This window comes from bacterium, from assembly GCA_021158245.1.
Classification (GTDB): domain Bacteria; phylum Zhuqueibacterota; class QNDG01; order QNDG01; family QNDG01; genus QNDG01.
The window spans coordinates 1-3,111 of the sequence record JAGGVB010000048.1 but is presented as its reverse complement, the minus strand read 5'-3'; the positions used below and the strand labels follow the sequence as shown (position 1 = coordinate 3,111).

Annotated in this window: 3 protein-coding genes; all 3 read right to left on the bottom strand. The window is 41.4% G+C overall.

Going from position 1 to position 3,111, the window contains the following annotated elements:
* Positions 1-1,027, bottom strand: a 1,027-nt coding sequence (locus J7K93_02645; GenBank protein ID MCD6115889.1) for an acetate--CoA ligase family protein, incomplete at its 3' end; no start/stop codon positions are given.
* A gap of 30 nt (positions 1,028-1,057) precedes the next feature.
* Positions 1,058-1,546: a 3-isopropylmalate dehydratase gene (locus J7K93_02640; protein MCD6115888.1), complete on the bottom strand. Its 489-nt coding sequence runs from the start codon at positions 1,544-1,546 to the stop codon at positions 1,058-1,060.
* Positions 1,546-2,811, bottom strand: coding sequence for a 3-isopropylmalate dehydratase large subunit (locus tag J7K93_02635; GenBank protein MCD6115887.1), 1,266 nt, complete (start codon positions 2,809-2,811; stop codon positions 1,546-1,548). Before J7K93_02635 ends, J7K93_02640 begins: the two co-directional genes overlap by 1 nt.
* Positions 2,812-3,111: the final 300 nt, after the last annotated feature.

Sequence of the window (3,111 nt, the reverse complement as noted above, 5' to 3'; positions counted from 1 at the left end):
TGGAAATTCCTCCGAACCTGGACGTAATTATCAAATCCACAATTTCATAATCCATAAGCAGATGAAACATCTCCGCCACTTTGTCAAGAGAAGGGCCTCCTCCTGAATCCATGAAATTTACAGGCACTACTTTTCCGTTAAAAAATCTTTCTCCCACATTGGCAACTTCGTCAATGGAAAAAATGCCATAACCTGCTCCTCCGGGAACAATCCCCACGTAGAGTTTGTCAGGATCTTTTTCTGCTCCTTCCGGCAGAAGATCAACATAAGGGAACCCTGCTTTGCGTGCACGCGCTTCATTCTTTGTAGGTTCCGATACATCGTTGCGCACTTCCTTAATTCCAAGAAATGTGAAAAGCTCTTTCTGGCGGAACAATGCATTATCATCAAGAACGATTTTTGCATCTGCAGCAACAGGGCCTTGCGGAGTAAGAATAAGAGGATTAATTTCCGTTACCTTGCAGTCGTATTTCTGAAATGTATTATAAACCTTTGTAATTACATCTTTTAAAGCTTCTTTTTGATCTCCTGCCTTTTCCAGTTCTTTTTGAAGAAATTCAGATAGTTGATTTGCTGTCTGGTCAGGCAGTGTTTTATCATTATCCGGAAGTTCAATTTTTAATATTGCTTCGGGATTTTCTCTTGCCACTGTTTCAATATCCATCCCGCCTGAAGCGCTTACCATAATGATGTTGTTGTACGTTGCAGGATTCATTGTAACACCAATGTAGCATGCTCCGATCTCTTCAACTGCCTGCTCCAGCATAAGCATATCAACAACATAATCCCGAAGTTTCATGCCCAGCATTTTGTCTGCTTTTAAAACAGCATCATCAATATTGTCAGCTTTCTTAATGCCTCCTGCTTTTCCCCTGCCTCCTATTAACACAAGAGATTTAATCATAAGGGGAAAATCAACATCAGCCTCTTTTATCTGTTCCGGTTTACAGATAATACCAAACTGGCGGGGAACAGGTATCCCCTCTCTTTCAAAAATCTTTTTTGCTTCATTCTCGTATAAACGCATAAGTACCTCTGTTGTTTCAGGATAGTTATGTTAATTTTTTCTTGTTTCAAGTTTCTTTTTTGTATAAGCAAGCAGTCCTCCCGCTTCAATAATCTCCAGCATTTCAGGAGGCAGCTTTGGAAATGAAAAAGTTTTATCACCTACATAAATCTTTCCTTCAACAGGATCCACATCAACCTCATCTCCTGCAGAATAACTGCGTACTGCTTCCGGACTTTCAATAAGAAGCAGACCCTGATTTATGGAAGCTCTGAAAAATATTCTTGAAAAACTCTCTGCAACTACTGCGCGTATTCCCACTGCTTTAAGTCCCAGCGCAGGCTGCTCACGGGAGGATCCGCACCCGAAGTTTTTGCCTGCAAAAATAAAATCCCCTTTTTGCACATTTGATGCAAATTCAGCATCAAGATCTTCAAGAAGGTGAGGTTTTATCTCCTCAACAGTGGAACAGGTATAAGTATATTTGCCGGGGAAAAGCATATCTGTGTTTATATCATCTCCGTATTTCCAGACACGCATCACTCTGCCTCCTTTCCGGGATCTGTTATCTTGCCGTAAATCGCAGAAACCGCAACAGTAGCAGGAGAAGCAAGAAAAATCTCTGCCTCTTTACATCCCATTCTGCCTTTAAAATTACGGTTTGCAGTTGAAAGACATTTCTCTCCCGGAGCAAGAGCTCCCTGATGTGCGCCAAGACACGGGCCGCACCCTGGAGGCAGAAGCAGAGCTCCCGCTTCAATTAACGTATCAATGTAACCCTTTGCCATGGCTTCTCTTAATATCTTTCTTGAAGCAGGCAAAATCAGGAGTCTTGTATCAGGAGATATTTTTTTGCCTTTAAGAATTGATGCTGCAATTTTAATATCTGAAAGCCTCCCGTTTGTGCATGTACCTATAAAGCACTGGTCAATGGGAGTTCCCTCAACATCTTTTATGGATTTTAGATTGTCAACAGTATGAGGAGCCGCAACCACAGGTTTAATTTCATCAAGATTAAAGGTCAGCTCCCTTTCGTACTCAGCATCAGGATCTGCCCAAACTGCATCATTCTGTGAAAAGGAGATGTTATTTGATGAAAAGAACTCTTTTGCAGTCTCGTCAACAGGGAACACAGTAACCTTTGCACCCATTTCAACGCCCATGTTGGCAATTGTAAATCTCTCATCCATTGAAAGACTGCTCACATCTCCGTGAAACTCAACAGCTTTGTATCCTGCTCCGTCTGCGCTGATTGTACCTATAATAGTAAGAATAAGATCTTTTGCAGATGCCGGATATTTCAGACTGCCTTTTAATGTTATTTTTATTGTGGGCGGAACCTTAAGCCAGGTCTCGCCTGTAAGCATAATTGACGCAGCTTCAGTGCGGTCAATACCTGATGCGAAAGCGCCTACAGCACCGTAAGAGCAGGTGTGGGAATCCGAACCGAGAATGACAGATCCCGGTTTTGCAAATCCTTTTTCATAAACAATCTGATGGCAGATGCCTTCTCCTACATCAAAAAAGTTTTTCAGATGATGCTTCTTAACAAAAGTACGAATCTTCTTGTGGTTTGTCGCATCCTTTTCCGATGCTGCAGGAATAACATGATCAAGCACAATAATTGACAGGTCATCCCTCACTACTCCGTATTTGTCAAGTTCATCGCTTATTTTCCCGATTATTGCCGACGTGTTATCGTGGGTCAGAAGATGATCCGGTTTAACAGTTACAATCTGCCCCGGGACAACTTCTTTATTCCCCGATTTTACGGCAAGAACCTTTTCGGCAAATGTCATGCCCATTACGCCTGCTCCTTTTTTTGTTTATACTCAATTTTAAATGATGTACTGCGCTTATGGTTTCCTTCCCGATTCTGATTAATATATTTATAAGAGAGAATCGGGACAGGAATAACAACCCAATAGTATCATCAAGCGCGGAGATTTTCAGATAAACGTTTTACCCTTATTTTTTTTGTCTTTTGTCTTTTTTCTTATCCTTTAACCTTTATCCTTTTTATTTTGTCACCCTTTATCCTTCTTTATTGCCTATTCCCTAAACAACCCTACCTCAGCAGCCCGCCCTTTTGATAGATATCCATC